This window comes from Kitasatospora sp. NPDC059817 (assembly GCF_042731835.1).
GTDB lineage: Bacteria > Actinomycetota > Actinomycetes > Streptomycetales > Streptomycetaceae > Kitasatospora.
In genome coordinates, this window is record NZ_JBHWIR010000173.1 from 1 (window position 1) to 15758 (window position 15758).

12 protein-coding genes and 1 pseudogene are annotated in these 15758 nt (G+C 70.0%); 4 read left to right on the forward strand and 9 right to left on the reverse strand.

Features of this window, described 5'->3' with window-relative positions; genetic code table 11:
- Positions 1-69: 69 nt before the first annotated feature.
- The gene (locus ACFV61_RS28250; RefSeq protein WP_380494615.1) at positions 70-1566 is read left to right on the forward strand and encodes a LuxR C-terminal-related transcriptional regulator; all 1497 of its coding nucleotides are present in this window, start codon (positions 70-72) and stop codon (positions 1564-1566) included.
- A gap of 213 nt (positions 1567-1779) precedes the next feature.
- Here the strand turns inward: ACFV61_RS28250 and ACFV61_RS28255 are convergent, their stop codons facing one another.
- Genes ACFV61_RS28255 through ACFV61_RS28265 form a run of 3 tightly spaced genes read right to left on the reverse strand, consistent with a single transcriptional unit; the run spans position 1780 to position 5174 of the window.
- Positions 1780-2532 carry a pyridoxamine 5'-phosphate oxidase family protein gene (locus ACFV61_RS28255; RefSeq protein ID WP_380494617.1) on the reverse strand — a complete coding sequence of 251 codons (753 nt, stop codon included), beginning with the start codon at positions 2530-2532 and terminating at the stop codon, positions 1780-1782.
- On the reverse strand, positions 2529-3941 hold the full coding sequence (locus ACFV61_RS28260) for a hypothetical protein (RefSeq protein ID WP_380494619.1): 1413 nt from the start codon (positions 3939-3941) through the stop codon (positions 2529-2531). Before ACFV61_RS28260 ends, ACFV61_RS28255 begins: the two co-directional genes overlap by 4 nt.
- Before the next feature lie 27 nt (positions 3942-3968).
- On the reverse strand, positions 3969-5174 hold the full coding sequence (locus ACFV61_RS28265) for a phosphatidylserine decarboxylase (RefSeq protein ID WP_380494621.1): 1206 nt from the start codon (positions 5172-5174) through the stop codon (positions 3969-3971).
- Positions 5175-5643: 469 nt separating this feature from the next.
- On the opposite strand from ACFV61_RS28265, the gene ACFV61_RS28270 reads away from it, so the two are divergent.
- From ACFV61_RS28270 to ACFV61_RS28280, 3 genes are all read left to right on the forward strand, one after another.
- A complete protein-coding gene (locus ACFV61_RS28270) occupies positions 5644-6138 on the forward strand; it encodes a hypothetical protein (protein WP_380494623.1) in 495 nt (164 codons plus the stop codon).
- A 262-nt stretch (positions 6139-6400) separates the two neighbouring features.
- Positions 6401-6772, forward strand: coding sequence for a CU044_2847 family protein (locus ACFV61_RS28275; RefSeq protein ID WP_380494625.1), 372 nt, complete (start codon positions 6401-6403; stop codon positions 6770-6772).
- Between the two features lie 5 nt (positions 6773-6777).
- Positions 6778-11091, forward strand: coding sequence for a trypsin-like peptidase domain-containing protein (locus ACFV61_RS28280; protein ID WP_380494627.1), 4314 nt, complete (start codon positions 6778-6780; stop codon positions 11089-11091).
- 135 nt (positions 11092-11226) lie between these two features.
- On the opposite strand, the gene ACFV61_RS28285 is transcribed toward ACFV61_RS28280, so the two are convergent.
- From ACFV61_RS28285 to ACFV61_RS28310, 6 genes and pseudogenes are all read right to left on the reverse strand, one after another.
- The gene (locus tag ACFV61_RS28285) at positions 11227-12333 is read right to left on the reverse strand and encodes a hypothetical protein (protein ID WP_380369266.1); all 1107 of its coding nucleotides are present in this window, start codon (positions 12331-12333) and stop codon (positions 11227-11229) included.
- Positions 12334-12534: 201 nt separating this feature from the next.
- A complete protein-coding gene (locus ACFV61_RS28290) occupies positions 12535-12891 on the reverse strand; it encodes a hypothetical protein (protein WP_380423855.1) in 357 nt (118 codons plus the stop codon).
- Positions 12892-13095: 204 nt separating this feature from the next.
- Positions 13096-13662, reverse strand: coding sequence for a Uma2 family endonuclease (locus tag ACFV61_RS28295; protein ID WP_063352015.1), 567 nt, complete (start codon positions 13660-13662; stop codon positions 13096-13098).
- Positions 13663-13792: 130 nt separating this feature from the next.
- On the reverse strand, positions 13793-14611 hold the full coding sequence (locus tag ACFV61_RS28300) for a maleylpyruvate isomerase family mycothiol-dependent enzyme (protein WP_380494630.1): 819 nt from the start codon (positions 14609-14611) through the stop codon (positions 13793-13795).
- A gap of 128 nt (positions 14612-14739) precedes the next feature.
- On the reverse strand, positions 14740-15093 hold the full coding sequence (locus ACFV61_RS28305; protein ID WP_380494632.1) for an antibiotic biosynthesis monooxygenase family protein: 354 nt from the start codon (positions 15091-15093) through the stop codon (positions 14740-14742).
- 150 nt (positions 15094-15243) lie between these two features.
- Positions 15244-15758 (reverse strand): annotated as a pseudogene (locus ACFV61_RS28310) (PE family protein); the annotation flags it as partial.

The window sequence follows — 15758 nt, forward strand, 5'->3', positions numbered from 1 at the left end:
CGAGCGCTTCCCGCGCTGGGCGCGCGGGGGGGGGTGTGGTGTTCGCGGCGTGTCGCGCCGCCAACTACTGTGACCGCGCACCATGTCGCGGTTCTGGAACTGGTCGGTGAGGGGATGAGGAACGCCGAGATCGCCAAGGCCTTGCAAGTGAGCGTCGAGACCGTCAAGCGGTACCTGTCCCAGTCGTACGACCGCCTGGGCGCGGCGGGCCGGCTTCACGCCTTCGTACGGGCCTGGCAGTCCGGCCAGCTCACCCTCACCAGACCGGAGGGAGAGCCGCCGGTTCTGACGGACGAGCAGGTGCTGGTCCTGCGCATATGGGCGGTCGGCGGGATCCGACTCGACGTCGCCCGCGCACTGGACGTCTCTGAGAGCGCGGCGGAGCGCTACGAGGAGAACGTGTTGAATGCCCTGGCCGTCCAACAACGCGTCGTTGCCGTTCGACAGGCGCTTGCACACCAACTGATCGACCCCGCTGGCGACACCCTCACCAGCCTCACCACACCCACGGCGGCTGTTTCGGGCCAGGGCCGCACCGATCCGCGAGAGAAAGGACCAGCGGGCCCTGTATCCATGCGCCGTACCGTCCGACCCGTAGGCGATGCCCCGCCCAATCCTGGGCATGACTCCGGCCAGGTGCTACGGCTCGGCGACGCCCTGCGGTCCGTACGCGGCCTCGTCGTCCATCTGGGGGTTCTGGCCGGGCTCCCATCGACTCCGCCTCTGCTGGAGGTCCTCGCGGGGGCAGCGTCCCGAGAAGCCGCGCCGCCTGTCGTTCGTCTGGTGCACCAGGCGCTGGCCCTCGGCATCCCGTGTGCCCTGGTGATGCCGCGTGCGGCCGCTGATCCGGTCGGCGCCGTCTCGGTGGTGGGCCTTGCCTGCGCCTGGTCGTCCGCCGTACGTCAGGGCACGGGTGACGGCACCGCCGCCTACGTGGCAGCCGCCCATCAACTCGGCGTGGCCATGGACGAGGTCGTGGTGGTGTGCACAGTCGATCAGGCCCCTGTGGCAGCAGCGGCCGGGCCCCGCCAGGTCCTGACCACCGCGACCGTCATCCCGAGGACGGAGCCCCGGCGTGCCCCGGTGCCCGAAATCACCGAGCGGGAGCGGCAGATCGCCGAACTGGCCGCTCAGGGGCTGACCGTCCCCGAGATCGCCCGGCGGTTCCACACCGGGGAGTACTTCGTCCAGAACAGCCTGGCTGGCCTACGCCGCCGGTGGGCCGTGGTGGACGACGCCCACCTGGTCGCCCGGCTGATCTCGGCCTCGCTGATCGACCCCGGGCGGATCGACGCACCTGAGCGTCTGCCCGAACTGGACCAAGCGGGGCGGGCCGTCCTCGCCCTGATCTGCACCGGCACGCTCAGCGCAGCCGGGGCGCGCGGTGTCGGTCTGAGCCTGCGGGAGGCCCGCGCCGCCGAGGCGCACGTGGTACGGGCGCTCTCCCCGCGCCGAAGCCGTACCCACGCCGCCGCCATCGCCCTGGCCACCGGCACCGTCGCCCTGGCCGAACCTCCCGCCGTCCCCTTCCACTTGGAACCGAAGTGCCCTCAACCCGCGCGCTGACCCCCGCTGTGCGCACCCGCCGCACCCGGCCCCACCGGGCCACGAACCTGCGCCCGGTGACCCTCGCCGCCACATCTGTGCGCCACATTCAGGCGCCCGGCCTCCCGACGCCGGACAGCGGGCCCGTCGTCCTGCTGACCGGACTCGCGACGGGCCGGCCGCGCTGGCAGCGTCACGCGGTCCGGCTGCTCACCGACGGCGGCTTCGTCGGGACTAGGTGGTCCTGCCGATGAGCCGCTGGACGGAGTCCGGCGGGGCGGCGTCCTTGTCCTTGACGTGGGAGTCGGGGATCGCCGGCCCGTAGACCTGGCGCATCGGGAGCACACCGCCCCAGGCATTGCCGTGGTCCCAGTCCCAGTCCTCCTGGGTCTCGTGCTCCGGCTCGGCGGCGTGGTGCCGCTTGAGGCGCACCACCGTCGATTTGTCCGTCAGGCTGATGGAGAGGACCCCGACGGTGGGGGTGTGCTGCTTGTCCGAGTCCAGTTCGCTGACCTTGCCGCCCTTGCCGCCCTTGCCGTCCTTGATCGGGCGCAGCTCGGGCCACCGGCCCGGGATGACCTGGTTGCTGAGCGCCTCGAACGCCTTCGCCCGGTCCGCCGGATCGACCGTCCGGGCGATGCCGTCCACCACCACGGAGCGGTAGTTGAGGGAGGTGCTGATCGCCGCCCGCCCGACGAGCAGGCCGTCGAGCACGGTGACGGCCAGGCAGACGTGGACCCCGGCGTCGTTCCACAGCTGCCGAAGTGAGGGCGCCAGCCCGGTCTGCGGCGGCCAGTAGACGGAGCCGTGCAGGTAGAGGCGCCGCTCGTCCCCCTCCTCGTGGTAGGCGTAGACCATGGGCACGCACCTCGGCCCGCCCGTTTCGGGGTCGACGTGGGCGAGGGTGCAGACGTAGCCCTGCTTGAGGACGGCTGTGGCCGCCGCCAGGTCGGCCGTCTCCTTCGTCCGCTTGAGGTGACCGCTCATCCGTTCTCCTTCTCGGCGTCCTCCTGGGCCTTGGCCAGGATGGCCTGGGCTGCGCTCTCGGGGTCCTGGCCGTGGAAGGGGCGGTCGAACAGCCAGTTGTAGAGCATCTCCCGGCAGATCTGCGGCTGATAGGCCGGCACTTCGTGCCCGGAGTCGGGCACCGCGACCTGGGTGACGTTGTTCAGGGTGCGGACGAAACCCTTTGGGTGGCCCTGCGCCTGCTTCCAGATCAACCGCGGGGCCTTCTGCCAGCCGTCCTTCATGATCTCGTCGAGGATCTCCTCGGTGCTCTGGTACCCGCAGGCGGTGTCGAAGTCCCCGGTGTAGAGCAGGACCTTGTACTTCTCCTTCGCGTGGATGAGTTCGGTGTACAGCGGCGAGGCGTCCGCCATGTTGTCGGCCTTCAGTGCGACGGCCACCGGACCGGAGTTGTCCTCGGACTTCCACTCGTGGTCGACGTGCAGGGCCTCCTTGACGGCGGCGCTGTTGAGGTAGGAGCCCAGTGCGCCCGCGGACAGGTCCTCCCAGCGCCGTACGTCGTAGACGTCGAAGTCGCCTCCGTAGGCCAGGACCGCATCGACCAGGCCGTTTCCGAGGTCAGTGGCCTCCTTCATCCTGCCGCTGCTGATGGCCTCTTGGAAGTGCTTGTACGAGGATGCCAGGATGTCCTTCTGGCCCTTGCCGAGGAATCCGGACGCGTAGGCGTAGTCGATCATGACGCGGATCGAGAGTTCCGGGGTGATCCAGCCGTTGCCTACGGAGATCCCCTTCAGATTGACGCGCGTTCCGGTCGTCGCGAGGTTCTTCTGCTGGATCTTCTGGGCGATGTACGGCACGTACTTGCCCGCGTAGCTCTCACCGCAGACGTAGAGGGGGCACTGCTGGTACTCCGGGTACGTTTCGAGGAACTGAACCAGCGCCTGGTGGAACATCTCACTGAGTTCGCCCTCGTCCTGGACGTACGTTTCCGACTTCTTGCAGTAGCTGTATCCCGCGCCGACCGGCTGGTCCCAGTAGATGACGTGGGCTTCCTGGTTCCAGGAGTCGGGGCTGATCGAAATGATCCCGGCGGCATCGTCACCGATGCGCAGCGGCCCGTTCTCCAGGAACAGCCCCAGGAGCGACGATGCGCCGGGACCGCCGTTGAGCCAGATCAGCAGAGGGGCCTTCTCGATCAGGTCCTTCTGCTTGTCGGCGTCGACGTGGGGGTCGCAGGTCTGGCTCTCGAAGAACCAGTAGAACAAGCGGCTGCTTTCGGTGCCGGGGCCGTCGACGTCCGCGTACCCGGCGTAGGAACGGACCGTCTTCGGGACTCCTTCGTCGTCCTTCTTCTCGGGGTCGGGATAGAAGTGGATCGTCTGGGTGTCGAAGGCGTTCGCCGGGATCGAGTAAACGGGCTGACGAAGCATGGTTCACTTTCCGTTTCGGGAGGGAGGTCAGGACGTCGGCGTGACGCGCCCGGGCAGCGGGCGGACGTAGCGCTCGAAGTGGCGCTCGGTGTGCGCGACCTCTTGGAGGACCCCGATCCGCTGGCCCATGAGGAGCTGGAGCGCGGGGAACCGCTTCTCCTCGAACAGCAGGATGTTCAGTGAACCGCCGTACTGGAAGTAGCCGATCTCGTCGCCCTTCTTCACGTCGACCGGGTCCGACTCCGCCGTGATGTTGCGGAACGGATCGAGGAACCTCACGGAGCCGATCGAGTTGAGGCCGACGGGCACCAGGGCGACATAGCCTTCGCCGTCCGGTTCCCCGAGGTGGTCCACGTAAGGCGTCTTGATGATGGCGTATCCGCGGCGGAAGTCCTCGAACAGGCTGTAGTCGTACCCGTAGCCGACGTTCCCCTTGTTGAGCAGGTCGGGGAAGTCCCGAATCCCGTAGTAGACGCCGCCGACGTCGTCACGGGCTTCGACCACCTCGCCGCCGACCGGGGCGTGGTAGCGGTGGTAGGTGTCAGGCATGAGGATGCACGACACGGCCGTGCCGCCGATGAACCTCTCGGCGTACTCGGAGCCGTCGAGCAGCCTGCTGACACTCATGGTCACGGCCGCCTTGATCGGGAGCGGCGTGTCGGGCGCCAGATTGTCGACGATCATGTTGATGACGCAGTCGGTCGGGGCGGTCACGACGCTGGGGTCGTCGGGGTGGTCGATCGGCCGCTTGCCGGGCTTCAGTTCCCTGATGAAGAACTTGTTGAGGGTCGACCAGTCCCCCTTCTTGAATTCCTCCATCCGCTTCTCGCCGAGTTCGTCGATCCACTGCTGAACCAGTTTCTCGGAATCCTCGGAGTCCATCTGCCGGCCCTGCAGCTGCGTGAAGTCCGCCAGTACCTCACGCCCTGATTCGCTGGTCACGAACGCGAGTCCCGCGGCGTTCTCGTAGCTGATCCAGCTGAATTTGCGGATGTATTTCAGCCCGTCGGAGATGGGCTGCTTCCAACCCCAGTCGTACCATTCGACGAAGAATTCTGCCAGGGTCTTTCCGGTCGCCCCTCGCCAGTCCTTGTAGACGTCCGAGTCCGGGTACACCGTGGGCGGCGTCAAACCCCTGATCGCCGCATCGAACTTGCGCCTGAAATCGCTTTTCTCGTCGTCGTAGAGCGCCTCGACCTTCTTCTTGAACTCCTTGATGTTCTGCGACTCCATGTCCTACGTCCTTCCGTTCGACAGGACCCCCTGGGCGCTGCCCTCTCACCAGTACGTCCCGCTCCCTGAAGAACCGCACCTGCGGCTACTCCGTTCGTCTAAAAACCACCTCCGCCCGGCGGTACACCCCGCATCGCTCCCGGCTGCGGAGGGTCCTGAAGTGGCAGACCCGCAGGGGCACTTCGGCGCGAGAGGCCGATACCGGCGGTGGACGCGCCGGGCGGTCTCGGGCACCTGCGACCGCCCCGGTGGCGACCACCCGGCGTGATCCGAAAGGCGTGCCCCAGGTGCACACGAAGTCGGCCGGGCCGACTTCCTGTGCACCTTCCTCAGCATCCCCGATCAAAGATCGCCCGCAGCCACAAGCACCGGCTCGCGGCGGCGTTGCTCACCCACACCCTGGCCAGCGGTCGGCTGGCGAAGGGCCGCCCGGTACCGGTACGCCCGGTACACCGCCAAGAAGCTCCGGGTGTGCGTGCCCGACCCGGAGCACTCCGCGTACTTCGACGGCTGGTACTGGCAGGACCCCACGGTGACCGACCAGGGCTCGCACATCGAGGGCATCGGCCGGCCCAGGGTCGAGGCCTCGTTCGTACCGACCACGGTCAACCGCATGATCCGCCTCGCCGACGCGGCGTCGGTCGCCACCATGCGCCACCTCTCCGACCGGACGGAGTTGGGCATCCACGCCGGGCCCTCGACCGGAACCGGCGTGTTCGCCGCGATCCGGATCCTGCTCGGCATGAACGAGGGCACCCAACTCGGGAGCGTCGCCAGCGTGATGTGCGACCCGGGCGACCGCTACACGAACGAGTACTACAACGACGCCTGGCTGGCGGATCAGAAGATCGCCTACAAGCCCTGGTACGCCACCATCAAGGACTTCTTCGAGAACGGCGTCTGGGCCCCGCCCACGTCCGTTCCCCCCACGCCTCGCCCCACGACGGCCATGTGGAACATGTAGCACCTACGCGCCAACGAGCGGGCCCGGAACGGCGATGGAGCCGCTCCGGGCCCGTTCACGGATTCCCGTCGGGATCGGGACCGGCTCAGCCGCCGTCGCCCTTCACCAGCGGGACCACCGCGCGGACCGCCGGCGACGGGAAGCCCGAGCTGACCGGCAGTCATGATTCCGGGACGCGGAGGCCGGCAGGCCTTTACGGTGAGCAGGCGGCACCTCACAAGTGGTGCTCTGTTCGGGGGCTTTGACCAGATCCGGGGGGATCATGGCGTACTTCGTGGAACTGCCCATCGGCTCGGTGAGCGAGGGTGAGGACGTGGTCCGGGTGGAGATCGAGCAGGTCGGGGAAGGGCTGGTGCAGGTCGCCCGGCCCGGACAGGTGGTGGCTCGGGCGACACGCTCGCTCGGGGACATGCTGGCCGGGGTGCGTCCGGTCGCGCAGGACTTCATCGAGGGGTTCCGGGGCCTGGCGCACGCCCCGGACGAGATCAGCATCGAGTTCGGCCTGTCCTTGTCGGCCGAGGCCGACGTGGTGATCTCCAGCACCGCCGCAGAGGCCAACTTCAAGGTCTCGCTCACCTGGAACCGGCAGCCCGCCGAGGCATCGGCGCCTCCGGCGGCTTCGGACCCGGCCTAGTGTCCATGTCCCGCGCCGACGCCGTCGACGGGGCCGGGCCCGATGCGCTGGCCTCCGCCGTCGTCCGCATCCATGACCGTCGAGGCGTCCCGGTCGGCCTCGGCTTCCTGGTGACCGCCGATCGGATACTGACGTGTGCGCACGTGGTGTCCGCCGCGCTCGGCCTCCCTCCGGGAGCCAGGCCGGACACCGACGCCCGCGTCGACGTCGACCTCCCGCTGCTCACCAGCCCGCTCGCCAACCCGCTCGCCGCAGCCGACGGCACAGGCGGCACAGGCGGTACGCGCGTTCCCACGACTGTCGAACGGTGGGCGCCCGCCCACCCGCACGGCGCCGGGGACGTGGCCGTGCTGCACCTGTCCGCTCCGCTTCCGGGCGCCCGGCCGATCCGCATGGTGGAGTCCTCCGACGTCTGGGGACACACGGTGCGGGCGTACGGCCTGCCGAGCGGCCGCCCGGGCGGTGTCTGGCACTCCGGGGTACTGAGGGCCCGGCAGGCCAACGGGTGGATCCAGGCCGACCTGGCCGCCAACGGCTACCGGGTCTCCCCGGGGTTCAGCGGCGGCCCGGTGTGGGACGAGCAACTCGACGGTGTCGTCGGCATGATGGCGGTCGCAGAGACCGGCGACCCTCCATCCGGTTACCTGATCCCCGCCGAGGGCCTCGCCTCCGTATGGCCGGAGCTTCGCGAACTGGCGCTGCCGCCGTCACCGTTTCGCAGTCTGCGCCCGCTTCAGGAATCCGACGCCCCGGTCTTCCACGGCCGTCGGGCGGAGACGGCGGAGGTCACCGCCCTGGTCGCCCGGGAACGGTGGACCACCCTCGTCGGCCCCTCCGGTTCGGGCAAGTCCTCCCTCGCGATGGCCGGCGTCATACCCCGCCTGCACGCCCAGGGCATGACCGCCGTGGTGATCCGGCCCAACGCCGGCACCACCCCGCTGTCCGCGCTCGCCGCCGCGCTGTCTCCGCTGCTGGAACCGGATCTGACCGAACTCGAACGCCTCGAACGCCTTCCGGCGCTGGTCGGCCTGCTGCGCGCCCAGGGGCTCGGAGATCTCGCGGCTCTCCTGCTGGCCCGCCTCGGCACCGATCAACTGATCGTCGTGGTCGACCAGTTCGAGGAGATGCTCACCGGAGCCGACCCGGCGGCCGTCGATGAGTTGGCGGCCGTGCTGTTCGGCCCGTCGCTCCCTGGGACCGTGCACGTGCTCACCACGCTCCGGGCCGACTACCTGGAGGCCGCGCTGGCCCATCCGAGTCTTGGCCGGGCCTGCAGCCGGCAGGTCTACGCTCTGGGGCCGATGACCGGTGACCAGCTCCGGGAGGTCGTCACCGCACCGGTGGCGGCGATTCCGTCGGTTCGCTACGAGGCCCACCTGGTGGACCGCATCCTGACCGATGCGGGCGGTGAGGCGGGTGCCCTGCCGCTCCTCGGCTTCACCCTCGACCTGCTGTGGAAGCGTCAGGCGGCCGGGGTTCTCAGCCACCGTGCGTACGAGGAGATCGGTCACGTCAGCGGAGCTCTCGGAGAGTACGCCGAGCAGGCCTGGGACAGACATGTCTCCGCCGGGGAGGAGCCGGCCGCCCGCAGACTCTTCACCCGCCTCGTCCGCGTCCCCCTCGGCGCACCCGGTGCCACCCGCCGGACCGTTCCCCGCCAGGAGCTCGCCGAGGACGACTGGCACATCGCCCAACGTCTGGCCGGCACCCGGCTCCTGGTCATCGATCACAGTGCCGAGGGCGTCGAGACCGTCGAACTGGCCCACGAGGCCCTGATCACCGCCTGGTCCCGGCTGCGCGACTGGGTCGGCGAGGACCGCGCATTCCTGGAGTGGCGCGAATCCGTCCGGCACGACCGCCGGCGCTGGGACCACGCCGGCCAACCCGCCGACCTGCTCCCCACCGGGCCCACCCTCGCCACCGCCCGCACCTGGCAGCGCGAGCGCGGCGCCGAGCTGTCCGAGGCCGAACGCAGCTACCTCGAACTCGCCAGGCGGCACCACCGGGCCCGCGGCCGCCGGCGCCGCACCTTCCGGACCGCCCTCGTCGGGGTGATCACCGTCTCCCTCGCCCTGGGCGTACTGTTCGCCACGGCCCGCCGCGATGCCGCGGAGCGCCAGTCCGACTCCGACTCCCGCGCCCTCGTCCAGGCCTCCCAGGACGACATGGCCTACGACCCGGTCCGGGCCGTGATGATGGCCCTCGCCGCGTACCGGACGAAGCCCACGCCGGAGGCCCGGAACCAGCTGATGCGGCAGTACCTCCTCCGGGCCGGCGCGGACTCCCTGTTCTCGGGCCTGTCCGGAACCGGCGGGACGTTCAGCACCAGCCGAGACGGTGACGTCGTCCTCTCCCGCGACGCCATGGCCCACGTCGTCCTGTTCGTCCGCGGCCGGGACGGCACCGTCCACAGCCGGCCGGTCCCGGCCCAGTACGCCTTCTACCTGATGGTCTCCCCGGACGGACGCCGAGCCGGATTCGTGGCCGACGACGGGACGGGAGGCTGGTTCGACGTCGACAAGGAGAGCACCGCGCCCATCGGCCAGGTGCACCAACTTCCCCGGGTGGACGGGGTGCTGCAGATCTCCTCGGCTCCTGCCGACGCGACCGCGATGTCACCCGACGGGCGCTACATCGCGGTTCCGACCCGCGACAGCCTGGTCTGGTGGGATCTGGACGCGGGGACGATCGCCGGCCGCGTTCCCGCACCTCAGAACATGGGAAGCGGGCTGTGGTTCGGCTCCGACGGGCATTCCCTGCTCGTGAAGACCAGCAACGGCAGTACCGGACTGGCCTCCGTGGACATGGCCGGCGGCGCCGCGCGGACCGTGGTGGTGCCTGCTGAGCACCAGGGGATCCTGCCCTCCGGGGACCGGACCACCGTCGCCGTCGTCCAGACCCACGACCCCGGACAGGGCAGTGGCACGAAGAGCACCGTACGACTGATCCGGGTGTCCGACGGATCCGTGGTGGGGAAACCTTACGAAACCACGGAGACGATCGCCCCGGCGACCGAACTGACCGCGGCGAGCGCCGACGGCCACCGGATCGTGATCAACGAAGCCGCCAAACTGACGCTCCTGGACCTCGACCGGGGAAAAGCCGTCGCGTTGGTGGACGAACCGGGCCACCTGTACGAGCACGCGTCCGCTCTCCTCTCCAGCGGCGGGAAGGAGTACCTCGCCGGTCAGGGACGGAGCTCCATCTCCTACACCGAGATCCCCGCGGGCGAGGAGGACACGGCCGCGGCCGACACCGTCCACCTCAGTCGGGACGGCAGAAAGCTCACCACCCGCCTGACGGGCGGCACCGACCTCGAACTCCGCGAGCCCGGGCTCGACCCCGGAAGGCTCCTGACCAGAACAGCCCTGCCACAGCCCGCCTGGAAGGGCAAAGGCGACCGCCTCCTGTCCAACCGGGACGACACGCTCATCGCGCTCCGGGACGGCCCGAACACCGTCTCCGTCCGTGATGCCTCCACCCTACGAGCGGTCGCCCGCATCACCGCGGCACCACCACCCCAGGGCGACTCGGCAGCCGAGGACTTCAGCTACTTCTTCGACGGGGCCGACCGCCTGGTGACGGTCTCCGGCACCCAGATCCAGCAGTGGGAGGCCAGAACCGGCGTCCGGTTGGCACAGTACGACGCGGCGGCGTTCCATCCCCGGGCCGACAAGCCCGGCACGCCACAGATGTACGTCGGCCCGTACTGGCAGGAGGGAAAGCTGACCGTGGTCGTGCACGACGACCCCGTGATCCGTGTCGTCGACATCGGCACCGGCACCGGCACCGGCCACACCGTCACGTCGCTGAACCCGGGCATCACCGACCTGATCGCGGCCCGGTTCGACGAGAGCGGCCGCTACCTGGCCGTTCTCCGCCGCAACAGCGTCATCGAACTGTGGCGGCTCGACCCCCTGCAGAGGGAGATCGGCCCCCTCCCCACCACCAGCACACCGGGCCAGAACGCGGCCATCACCCGATTCGTCGACACCCAAGGCCATTTCATGATCGCGGCCAACAACTCCATCCGGATCTACCAGGTCGGCGGCCAACCTTCCGTGGACTCCTACGACTTCCGCAACGTGACCGACAACAGTCTGCAGGAGCCGCTCACGTTCCTGGACGCCACCAACGACGGAAAGACCTTCCTCATCCGCACCGAGAACGACTACGTCCACCGGATCGTCCTCGACCCCGACGCTTGGCAGCGGAGCCTGTGCCGCATCATCAACTACCGCTCCTTCACCACCGATGAACGACGCACCCTGCCGGTCCGGGTACCCGACCGCCCCCTCTGCCTTCCCCCCAAGCCCTGAAGCTGCGGACGGCCCCGGAATCGACGCCGACTGCGCGGTGAACGCGCAGATCCGGGCTTCCACCCGCAACGGCTGGACGTGATCTCGCGCTTGTCGCCCTCCCGACCACCCGCGCCCTCCCGACCACCCGCGCCCTCACTCCGGCTGCGGGCGGTGGTTGTGGAACAGGACGGTCCCCTCCACCAGGCCCTTCTCCACCACCGCCGGGGTGGCGCGCAGCCACTGGAGTGCCTCCGCACTCGTCGGGGTGTCGGCGACCAGCTTGTAGAAGGACAGGTAGCCCGCCACGCGTTCCAGGAGCACGCTGTTGGGGATCGGGATCGCCGCCCCGAAGGCGTCGAGGGGATCCCGGCCGGCGGCCCGGTAGCTGTCCATCGTGTGGAACTCGCCGGCGAGTCGGCTGCGCTCGGGCGTGAGCCGGTCCCCGGGGATCGTCTTCAGGATCGCGGAGAGTTTCCCCTGGCTCTTGCTGTAGCTGTCACCCATGGCGAGTTTGAGCGCCGCGGCCGCCTCTTCGCCGAACGCGCGCAACTCGGTGGAGATCTTCCGCTGCGCCATCGTCTGCGGCTTCTCCTGGGACTTGAAACGACCGGTGACCGAGTCGAGCGCGTGCTGCATCTCATGGGTCACGGTCGCGGCGAATTCCCGCAGTTCGAGCGGTGAGGCCTGGTCCTTGGGCGGGGTGATCCGCAGCGCGCCGCCCTCTCCTTCGTTGCTGAGCGCGAACAACGCGCGCGCACCCCTGATGTCCGTCTGCTCGTCGATCTCGATGGTGATCGCGGACTCCTCCAAGGCTTTGAACAACTCCCGGTAGGGGACGCTGAATCCGTCACCTTCCTGCTCGCCGGACGCCTGTTGGAGCAGTTCCGCGAAACGGTCCGGCGAGAGGTGCTGCCGTGACCAGTCGGCCTTGGCGTAGGTGATGGCGCGCTGGACGACCGGCTCACCGGGACGGGCGGCCGGCGCGTCCCCCGTCCTCCTCTGGACGGGGGACCGCTGTACCGGTGCGCCCGCCCCGACGACGGCCTGCGGGTGACCGCACCCCGCACCGTGCTGGTGCCTGGACCGCTCGATCACCCGCGAGACCGCGGCGTTGCCGATGCCGCGCTGCAAGGCGAGGACAGTCTGCGCAGACACGCCCCCGAGGCTCAACCCCAGTCCGTCGGCCGCCGGATCGGCCTTGCGCGGCAGGTCGCGGCGCCGCTGCGGCTCCGACGGCTTGCCGGGGTCTTTCGCGTGCATGGGGAACCCCTCCGGAGGCGCGACAGGTGTTCCCTCCGGCATATCCGGCCGGACTGTCGCCGCGCAGCACAACGGACGATCGGGCACCGATCTGTGCTCCAAAGGGCACGCAACGGCCGGGGTGCGCACCCGTGCTGTGCCCGGTGCGTCCCCGGCCCCGCCGGCGTGGTCAAGGAGGAGAACACGCCGGTGTCGAACGGATCAGCTGTTGCCGCCGCTGCTACCGCCGCCGTTGTTGCCGGTACCACCACCGTTGTTACCGCCGCCGTTGTTGCCGCCCCCGTTGTTGTTGCCGCCCCCGTTGTTGCCACCGCCGCCGGTGGTGGGAGGCGGCGAGAGCAGGTTGAGCAGGTCGCCCAGAAGGTTGGGCTTGTAGATGTACGTGTTGCCGCAGTTGTTCGAGAAGCCCGCGTCCTGGCCGACCACGCATGCGATGCCGACGTCTCCGCCACGCCTGTCCGTGCCGCCATGGCCGCCGGAGCCGGCGACGGCCCAGCTCGCGTCCGCAAGAACGAGAGCACTGGCAGCAGCTGCAACGACAGCGAATTTCTTGATCATCTCTCCACCTCTTGGTTGGTGACTTCGCTTCATGCTGCGGAATCCACGCATGCCACCACCGCACGGCAGGGCGGTTAAATCGTAAAACTCGATAATATTTCACCCAATTCACCCAGGGTTGACGGGCCGCCACCGCAGGGCAATCGGCTCACCGGACCCTGGTCAGACCACGGAGCCGACCCGCCGCCTGGCCGACTCCCCGACTCAGAAGCCCGCCGTGTCGAGTTCGAGGCTCAGCGGAGGCGGTAGCTGCAGGGGGGTGCCGAAGGGGTGCGGCCCTTCCACCCGGGTGTAGCCGAGCCGGCCCGGCTGGGAGAGCAGCGTGCAGGTGCGTTCCTGCCGGTCGACCAGGAGGTACACGGGCGCACCGAACTGCGAGTAGCGCCGGCGCTTGGCGGTCCTGTCGGTTTCACCGTTCGACGGTGATGTCACTTCGACGACGAGCACGGTCTGGTCCGGGAGGAGCGCTCCCTCCGTCTTCGCCAGCTCGGCGGGCACGACGGCCAGATCCGGCACGTAGAAGTTCTCCGTGCCGGGCAGGTCGAGGTTCCCGGAGCCGGCACGGAGGTCGAGCTCGCGCATGCGAGGGCCGATCTGCTCACGGATCAGGTCGACAGCACTCTCGTGGGCCCAGGACGGTGACACCGGGGTGATGACTCCCTCTACGATCTCGACACGGTCACCCGCAATATGCCGAATTGCATACTTCAGGGCCTGCTCCGGATTCGGCACCTGGCTGTAGTCACCTGGGCCGGCGTGCGCTGTACTCACGTGCTGCTCTCCTGTCCGGGATCTCAACCCGCAGAACGGACCAGTGACAGTCTGACGTGTCCGCCCCTGGGCGCCACGACATGACGTCACGATGCGCCGGCGTGACACCGGCGGCGGCCGGCGGCCGTGTTCAGGGGGCCGCGAACAGCCGGGGGAAGCCCGGGGCCAGCCACGGCCGGCGGCCCCAGGCGAGCACCTTGCCCCGGGCGAGGGCGCCGGTGGCGGTGTAGCGGCCCAGCGCGATGAGGAAGAACGCCACCGGGCCGGTGAGGATCGTGCAGTCCGGGCGGCGCGGCGGCTCCTGGCTCACCACGGCGGCACCGTCCGTGAAGGTCACCGCGAACCCGCCCAGGCCGCGCACCCGAAGCCGGTAGCAGGCGCTGTGGCCGGCCGCGGCGCGCGCGTCCAGCACCCGTGGCATCGCCGTCCGCAGGAAGGGCATCGTCAGCCCGACGCGGTGCCGGTCGAGCGGGTGCGGCCGCCCGAGCGCGACGGCGATGTCGTAGAGGTGGCCCAGCATGTGGGTCAGCAGGTAGGCGCCGAGGGTGTCCAGGTCCATCGGGCCGAGCGGGGTCAGCACCGGCTCGGTGCCGCCGCGCGCGCCGGCCGCCGCCGTGAACTCCCTTGCCTGCCGGGCGATCACCCCGGCGAGCACGGTCAGGTCCCGCTCCGGCCGCCTGGCCAGCGAGGCCGCGTTCGCGGCGGCCAGCGACCCCGGACTGCCGTCCCCGTACGGCCGTTCCTCGCCGGCGGCCAGTGCGGCCATCAGCTCGTTGGCCATCGCCAGGTGGGCGGCGGCCTCGCCGACCGTCCACTCGGCGCCGGGTATCGGGGTGTCGCCGCGGCCGCCGGCGAGCAGGGCGACGGCCTCGTCGCCGACGGCGGTGACGGCCTCGAAAAGCGCGGTGCGCGCGGCACCGGGGACGTGCTCGGGGAGCGGGAGGGTCATGGTGGTGAAGACTGACCGACCCCGGCACCGCTGTCCAGACCCGCGACACGGTCCGGTCCGGCCCCTGACCATCGCGGCCCGCCTGGACGACGAGAGCCGGTCGGCCCGCTATCGGGCCCCGCAGGCCCCTACGCTCGGCTGAAACCGTGGCTGCGCTCCACCTTCGCCACGTGCAGCGTGTAGTTCTGGTACCACTCGGCCTGCCCGCGCTTCTGCGCCGCGCGGTGCTCGACGTTGCTCCGCCACTCCGTGAGGGCGTCGGCGTCGCGGAAGTATCCGACAGTGATGCCCAGGCCGCCGGGAGTCTGGGCGTGGTCCATCCCCAGGTATCCGGGGACGTCCTTCACCAGGTCTTCCATGCGTGCGCTGGTCTCGCTGTAACCGCTCTGGTCCTGGGTCCGCACTGTCGTGAAGACGGCCAGGTAGTAGGGGGGTTCATAGGCCTCAACGGGCGCGACAGGCGCTTCGGGGTGATCGCTCATGGCGCCACCGTAAGGCGGGACGCGCCGAATGATCCAGTTCTTTCCTGAACAGCTGATGCGCCTTGCGTCCTCGTCCCGCTGTCAGCTCCCGGAGGAGGTGGCGGGGGCGAAGGCGAGCGCGGTGTCGTGGCCGCCGAATCCGGCCGATGTCTAGAAGGTGAGCGTGATGCAGCCGCTGCCGCCCGCGGTGCCCGCGGTGCCGTCCTCACCGGGGGTCTGGGGGTCGTCGAAGTTGCCGACGTAGTCCTGGCCGTCGCCGCCGTCGCCGCCGCCCCCTCCGTCGCCGGTGCCCACAGGGCAGGCGGCCGGCACAGGGGCCCCCGCCGCACCGCCTTCGCCACCCACGCCGCCCGTGCTGCCGGGGACGGTCTGACCGACGGTGGCCGGTGTCACGTCGACGCCTTCCTCGCCACCCGCGCCGAGGTCACCGTCGGATCCGCCTGTGCCGCGGGGCCCTCCGCCCTTGCAGGCGGAGGCGGGGACGCTCCCTCCGCCATGGCCTCCCTCGCCCCCGGTGCCGCCGAGCACGCTACCCGCGCCCCCGCCCCCGGGGCGTGACCCGCCGTCCACGGCTGCCAGGACGACTGCCCCGCCGGTGAGGGTGGACCGGCCGCCGGCGCCCCCGGCGCCGCCGTCGACGCCCGGGTCGGCCTCCTCACCCTGTG

What these genes read in the sequence shown, in the direction of transcription:
- ACFV61_RS28255 (WP_380494617.1), bottom strand. Translation starts at nt 2,532, where the DNA reads ATGAGCGGTCACCTCAAGCGGACGAAGGAGACGGCCGACCTGGCGGCG.
- ACFV61_RS28260 (WP_380494619.1), bottom strand. Translation starts at nt 3,941, where the DNA reads ATGCTTCGTCAGCCCGTTTACTCGATCCCGGCGAACGCCTTCGACACC.
- ACFV61_RS28265 (WP_380494621.1), bottom strand. Translation starts at nt 5,174, where the DNA reads ATGGAGTCGCAGAACATCAAGGAGTTCAAGAAGAAGGTCGAGGCGCTC.
- ACFV61_RS28275 (WP_380494625.1), top strand. Translation starts at nt 6,401, where the DNA reads ATGGCGTACTTCGTGGAACTGCCCATCGGCTCGGTGAGCGAGGGTGAG.
- ACFV61_RS28280 (WP_380494627.1), top strand. Translation starts at nt 6,778, where the DNA reads ATGTCCCGCGCCGACGCCGTCGACGGGGCCGGGCCCGATGCGCTGGCC.
- ACFV61_RS28285 (WP_380369266.1), bottom strand. Translation starts at nt 12,333, where the DNA reads ATGCACGCGAAAGACCCCGGCAAGCCGTCGGAGCCGCAGCGGCGCCGC.
- ACFV61_RS28290 (WP_380423855.1), bottom strand. Translation starts at nt 12,891, where the DNA reads ATGATCAAGAAATTCGCTGTCGTTGCAGCTGCTGCCAGTGCTCTCGTT.
- ACFV61_RS28300 (WP_380494630.1), bottom strand. Translation starts at nt 14,611, where the DNA reads ATGACCCTCCCGCTCCCCGAGCACGTCCCCGGTGCCGCGCGCACCGCG.
- ACFV61_RS28305 (WP_380494632.1), bottom strand. Translation starts at nt 15,093, where the DNA reads ATGAGCGATCACCCCGAAGCGCCTGTCGCGCCCGTTGAGGCCTATGAA.